Raw genomic sequence first — 6,220 nt, 5'->3', positions numbered from 1 at the left:
GGGCGGCGGAGCGGCGGGGCGGCGGGGCGGACCCGGGAGGAGCGTCAGGCCGGGCCGCGGTCCGGACGCTCGGAGACGCGGATCGCGTTCACGATGGGCGAGCCCACACGTGTCGCGAAGCGCAGGTTGAGCTGGCCGTCGGTCACCTGGACCGTGTACTGCCTGCTGACGGCCGTGTACGTGCCGGCCTCCAGCGCCAGGTCCAGCGCCGGCAGCACGAGCTGCCCCTCGGCCAGCACGTCGAAGACCCGCCTGCCGATGTCCGTCGAGCGGGTGTCGGCGAAGCCCAGCTCGATCGTGTAGGTGCCGGCCGGGACGTTGTCGAAGCGGTATTCGAGCATGTCCTCGCGGGCGGTCCTGAACAGCGCCTGGTCGTCCGTCCCCTTGATGGTCCTGGACGTGGAGTGCGTCCGGTTCCGGGTGGCGACGTAGCCGTGGCCGCCCTGGGCGTACTTCCGGTCGGCCGTCCAGGAGTCGCCGGCGGCGTCCACCAGGCCCCTGGTCGCGCCGACGTCCACGGCGACCTGGTGCTTGGGCACCACGACCGACACCTTCACCTCGATGACCGGCTGCCTGCCGCTCGCCGAGCGGATGACGAGCTTGCCGGTGCGGACGGCGCCCGGCTGGACCCCGGCGCTGGAGACGCTCACCTTGAGCGCGGCCGTCTGACCCTTGGCCAGCTCGCCCGCCGCGGGCGTCACGCCGAGCCAGCTCTGCGCCGGGTCGGCGGTGACGGTGTAGGCGGTCGGCGAGCCGAGGTTGGTCAGCTCGAAGGTGCGGCTCCGGCTCGCCTCTCCCGGCATCACCACGGTGAGCTCGCCGAGCGAGGCGCTGACCCGGCCGGTGACCAGCGCGGTGTCGATCCTCGTGGGTGCGGCCGGGGTGACGGTGACCGGCTTGGTGAAGGTGCCGTAGTGCTCCTTGGCCACCTCGACCTCGTAGTCGCCCGCGGGCACCTGGCCGTAGAAGGCGCCGTCCGCGCCCGTGGTGAGGGTGGCCACGTCGCCCACCTTGACCGTCGCGCCGGGCAGCGGGTCGCCGTCGTTGGCGTCGGTGACGACGCCGGTGACGAGGCCGTGCCGGCTGGCGGTGAAGGTGAGGCTCATCCCGTTCGACAGGGCGGCCTGCTCGTAGGAGTAGAGCATCGCGTCGGCGCCGGTCGCGTCCTCGACGCCGACGGTGGCGCTGGTGCCCTGGTCGCGCTGGCTGTCGACGTCCTTGTAGCGGAAGCTCACGCTGCCGTCCTCGCCCAGCAGGGCGGAGAAGGAGATCCGCTGCGCGCTGTCGTTGTAGTACTTGAGGTTGCGCCACTCGATGACGAACCGGCGGTGCGGGGTGGCGCCGGTGACCGCGGTGTAGACGCCGCTGCCGGCGTCGGCGACGAGGTCGTCCCAGTACGGGTAGACGGCGTTGTTGGGCGTGCCGGCGGTCGGGAGGCGGCCGTTGGAGCCGCTGACGACGCGGTCGGCGGCGAAGGTGGCGAAGCCGTTGGTGCTGATCCACGCCCTGCTCTGGCCGGTGCCGTAGAAGGGCACCGGGAAGGGCAGGGTGACCTGCTGGGCCTCGTCGTCGCCGGTCAGGGCGAGCTTGTCGGTGCCCGCGACGTACGGCTCGGCGCCGACCTCGCAGGTGTAGCCGAAGTTGTCGCCGCGCAGGCCGAGCTCGACGTCCTGCGTCTGGTCGCCGGTGAGGGTCACGCCGACGCTCGCGCCGCGGGCGCAGCGGGAGGAGGGCGTGACCACGACCGTGTACTCGCCGTGCGGCAGCGTGAGCCGGTAGCGGCCGGCCGCGTCGGTGACCGTGCTGACGGGGGTGCCACCGGCCGCCACGGTGGCGCCGGCCTCGGGCGTGCCGGCCGTGGTGACGGTGCCGGACAGGACCGCCTGGGGCTGCTGGGCCATGGTGACGTCGGCGGTGGCGCTCCGGCCGGCGACGACGGTGGCCGTCGCGGTGCCGCGGGCGTAGCCGAACTTCTGGGTGGCGATCTCGTAGTCGCCGGGGACCAGGCGCGGCACGGCGTACCGGCCGTCGGCGCCGGTGACGGCCGTACGCGTCAGCGGGCCGGTGATGGTCACCGTGGCGCCCGCCACCGGGGCGCCGCCGGAGGTCACGGTGCCGGCCAGGTCGCCCACCTGGTCGGCCGGGGCGGTCCGGACGGCGTTGTAGGCGTCGAGGCGACCCTCGCCCCAGACGTTGTTGTCGGCGGCGGTGCCGCCGCAGCTGGTGTCGGCGACGTCGATCGCGGTGGTGTCGAGCAGCGGCCGGGTCGCCGCGATGTCTCCCTGCAGGGCGGGCGCGGCCGACCAGATCAGCGCGACGGTGGCCGCCACGTGCGGCGAGGCCATCGAGGTGCCCGTGTAGGAGGCGTACGTGCCGCCGGGCACCGAGGAGCGGACGCTCACGGCGGGGGCGGAGATGTTGGGCTTGATCTCGCCGTTCTCGCCCTCGCCCTTGCTGGAGCGGTTGTAGAGCGCGTTGTTGACGTCGAAGCCGCCCGCGCTGTAGCTGGCCGCGTACTGGCCGGGCGAGCCGCTGGTGCGGCAGGCGGGGCCCTCGTTGCCGTTGGAGAAGGCCGGGAAGATGCCGGCGGCGACCCACGCCTCGACGGTCTCCTTGTACCAGGGGTCGAAGCCGTCGCCGCCCCAGGAGTTGTTGACGATGTCGGGCGCGAGGTCGGGCCGCGGGTCGGCGCCGCTCAGGTCGGTGGGGGCGAGGATCCACTGCCCGGCGGCGAGCAGCGAGGCGTCGGTGCAGGTGTTGACCTCGCAGCCCTTGGCGGCGATCCACTTGACGCCGGGGGCGACGCCGATGCCGTTGGCCCCGGCCATCGTGCCCATGGTGTGGGTGCCGTGGCCGTTGTTGTCGCACGGCGCGGAGGTCGGGCAGACGCGAGCGGGGTCGAACCAGTTGTGGTCGTGGTCGACGACGCCGTCGGCGCCGCGCCCGCGGTAGGAGGCGGCCAGGTCGGGGTGGTCGAACTGGACGCCGGTGTCGATGTTGGCGACGACGATGCCCTCGCCGCGGTTGCCCAGTTCCTCCCACACGCGCGGGGCGCCGATCCGGTCGATGTTCCACTCGACGGCGTTGACCTTGGCCTCGGTCTTGGCCGGGTCCGGCTTGGGCAGGGCGACGGTGCGGACCGGCTCGATGCCCTGGACCTCGTCGAGCTTCGCGATCTCGGCGGCCAGCTTGGGACCGGCCGTCACCCGGACGGCGTTGACGATCCAGAAGGAGGTGTAGTCGGCCTCCTGCGCGTCGAGCAGCTTGCGCAGGCCGGCCTGGGACGAGGCGGCCTTGGCGGTCTTGGCCTCGTAGACGAGCTCCGCCTTGACGTCCTTGGTGCCGGCCCGGCGGGCGGCGCCGAGGTCGGCCGCGCCCTTGAGGCGTACCCAGAAGGTGGACTTGCCGTCCGCGGCCAGGTCGGCCCGGACGGCGGCACTGATCTTGTCCGGCTCGGGGGCCGCCTGGGCGGCGACCCCCTGCGGGAGCATGAGGGTGAGGGCGGCGATCATCCCGGTGACCCCGGTCAGGATCGATCGCCGGTGGGGGGTGTACGGCACATGCTCTCCTTCACGCCCGGCGGGGACAGCCCACCGGGGTAGAGCTGATCTTTACGCCTACGGATGAAGGGTGAAGAGATCATGGCCGCTTTGCAAGAGTCTTGGCATAACAAGACTGAGCAAGTCATGAAATGTGATCTGGTCAGGCCGAATGCCTCTCCCGGGCCGTGGTCCCCACCCGCCGCGGCCGGGAGCGCCCACGTCAGCGACGATCAGTTGTGCGAGACTTCGTCCGGCCGGTAGAAGCGGAATTGGCGGAGTTTGTCATGTTCGTACGTCCCCTCGTCGTGGTCTGCGTGCCGGTGCTGGTCGCCGCGCTGGGCGCCTGCGCCGGACCCGCGGGAGGGCAGGCGACGCCCCCGTCCTCCCCCTCCTCCGCCCCCACCACGTCACACCCCGCCACGTCGCACCCCACCGAGTCGGACCCCAAGACGTCGGACCCCAAGACGTCGGACCCCAAGACGTCGGACCCGGCCGCGTCGGACCCCGCCACGTCACATCCCGCCACGTCACATCCCGCCACGTCGGACCCGGTGCTGTCCGGGCCCCGCACCGTCTGCGGTGAGGTCCAGCCGCCCGGCGGCGGACCGATGGCCGCCGTCGCGGTGCACACCGGACGTGCCGACTGCCGCGAGGCCATGCGGGTCTTCCGCGCCTACTACCGGCCGGACACCCCGAAGCAGGGCAGCGCCGGCGTCGCGACCGTCCAGGGGTGGCTCTGCGCGAGCAACTCGGCGGCGCAGGCGGCGACGAGCAGCCGGCTCTCCTCGTGCCGGAAGGGCCGCGTCCGGGTGGTGGCGGACGTCATCCCCTGACCGCCGGCCGGGCGCGTACCGGCCGCCGGCTCACTGGTCGAGGTAGCGCAGGATGGCCAGCACGCGCCTGCTGTACGTGGGCGTGCGCGGCAGGGCCAGCTTGTCGAAGATGGCGTTGACGTGCTTCTCCACCGTGCTGAGCGAGACGTGCAGGTTGCCGGCGATGGCGGTGTTGGCGTAGCCCTGGGCGAGCTGGCGCAGCACCTCGGCCTCCCGCTCGGTCAGCGCGCGCAGCGGATCGGCGTGCGTGGTGCGGGCCAGGAGCTGGCGCACCACCTCGGGATCGACGACCGTGCCGCCGTCACGGACCCGCTCCAGCGACTCCAGGAACTCCGCCACCTCCGACACCCGGTCCTTCAGCAGGTAGCCGACCCGCTCGGTGGCCCCCGCCAGCAGCTTGGCCGCGTACGTCTTCTCCACGTACTGCGACAGCACCAGGACGGCCACGCCGGGCCAGCGCTCCCGGATCTCCAGCGCCGCGCGCAGCCCCTCGTCGGAGTGGCCGGGCGGCATCCGCACGTCCACCACCGCCACGTCGGGCCGGTGCTCGGCCACCGCCGCCACCAGCGCCGCGGCGTCGCCGACCGCGGCCACGACGTCGTGCCCGGCATCGGCCAGCAACCGGGCCAGGCCCTCGCGCAGCAGCACCGAGTCGTCGGCGAGGATCACCCGCACGGCGGCCACTCCGCGCCGGCCCGCTCGCTCGCCGGCTGCTTGGGCAGCGAGGCGCTCACCCGGGTGCCGCCGTCCGCGCCGTCGCCCACCTCGAACCTGCCGTCGAGCGCCAGCACCCGCCTGGCCAGCCCGGACAGCCCGCCGCCGCCCGGGTCCGCGCCGCCGCGGCCGTCGTCGGACACGGCCACCCGCACCTCCCGCTCGTCCTCGTCCAGGACGACCAGGATGTCACGGGCCCCGGAGTGCTTGACCGCGTTGGTGATCGCCTCGCGGGCGACGAAGTACAGGGCCGTCTCCACCTCGGAGACGGGGCGGTCGCGCAGCCCGTAGTGGACGGTCACCGGCAGCCCCGCCCGTTCGGCGACCCCGGCGAGCGCGGCCCGCAGGCCCAGGTCGTCCAGCGCCGTCGGGTAGATCCGCCACGCCACGTCCCGCAGCTCGTCCAGCAGCCGCCGCGTCTCGGCGTAGGCCTGGTCGACCAGCTCGGGGGCCGGGGCGGAGCCGTGCCGGGCGCGGCCCAGCAGCATCGCCAGCGCCACCCCGCGCTGCTGCACGCCGTCGTGCAGGTCGCGTTCGATGCGCCGCCGCTCGTCGTCCACCGCCCGCACGATGCCGTAGCGGGTGGCGGTCAGCTCGGCGATGCGCCGCCGCATGAGCTCCTCGCGGCCGACGCCGAGGAACCGTACGGCCAGCCGCCGCTCGGCGGAGGCGACCAGCCGGCACCAGAGCGCGGCCAGGCCCAGCACGGCCATGCCACAGGTGATGCCGAGCACCCAGTTCGCCGTGTCCAGCCGCACCCCGGGCAGGCGCAGCGACACGGTCTCGCCCGTGCCCTGCAGCATGGCCCACAGGCCGCCCGCCGACAGCACCACGCCGAGGAATCCCACCGACAGCAGCACGTGGCCGCCGATCAGGCCGACCAGCCCGCGCAGCGCCAGGTAGCCGGGGCCGGGGACGCCTGGGCCGGCGTCGTGCCCGAGCCAGGCGGCCAGGCGGGCCCGCTCGACGGCGGCCAGCCGGGGCGCCCACCTGCCGCGCCACGGCCAGGCCGCCGCGAGCAGGGCGAGGGCGGCGGCGCCGGTGAACGTCCCGGCCAGCACCCCGGCCAGCCGGCGCAGCGCGGTCACGACCAGGACCGACACGCTCGTCGTGGTCCCCGTCACGGCTTCC

At 74.0% G+C, this 6,220-nt stretch carries 4 protein-coding genes; 1 reads left to right on the top strand and 3 read right to left on the bottom strand.

The annotated features are described in order from the left end of the window. Positions 1–44: 44 nt before the first annotated feature. Positions 45–3,560, bottom strand: coding sequence for a S8 family serine peptidase (locus CXR44_RS09340; protein WP_245899013.1), 3,516 nt, complete (start codon positions 3,558–3,560; stop codon positions 45–47). Between the two features lie 266 nt (positions 3,561–3,826). On the opposite strand from CXR44_RS09340, the gene CXR44_RS39330 reads away from it, so the two are divergent. Further along, positions 3,827–4,375 carry a hypothetical protein gene (locus CXR44_RS39330; protein ID WP_180903269.1) on the top strand — a complete coding sequence of 183 codons (549 nt, stop codon included), beginning with the start codon at positions 3,827–3,829 and terminating at the stop codon, positions 4,373–4,375. Between the two features lie 30 nt (positions 4,376–4,405). Here the strand turns inward: CXR44_RS39330 and CXR44_RS09330 are convergent, their stop codons facing one another. Together CXR44_RS09330 and CXR44_RS09325 are read right to left on the bottom strand one after the other, a co-directional pair. Continuing rightward, positions 4,406–5,050 (bottom strand): response regulator transcription factor, encoded by a 645-nt coding sequence (locus CXR44_RS09330; protein WP_101785342.1) that lies wholly within the window; start codon positions 5,048–5,050, stop codon positions 4,406–4,408. Continuing rightward, on the bottom strand, positions 5,041–6,213 hold the full coding sequence (locus CXR44_RS09325) for a sensor histidine kinase (protein WP_245899011.1): 1,173 nt from the start codon (positions 6,211–6,213) through the stop codon (positions 5,041–5,043). Before CXR44_RS09325 ends, CXR44_RS09330 begins: the two co-directional genes overlap by 10 nt. Between the last annotated feature and the right edge of the window lie 7 nt (positions 6,214–6,220).

This window comes from Nonomuraea indica, assembly GCF_002850745.1.
GTDB lineage: Bacteria > Actinomycetota > Actinomycetes > Streptosporangiales > Streptosporangiaceae > Nonomuraea > Nonomuraea indica.
Note: the sequence above shows the minus strand (reverse complement) of the source record. Positions and strands in the feature narration are given on the sequence as shown.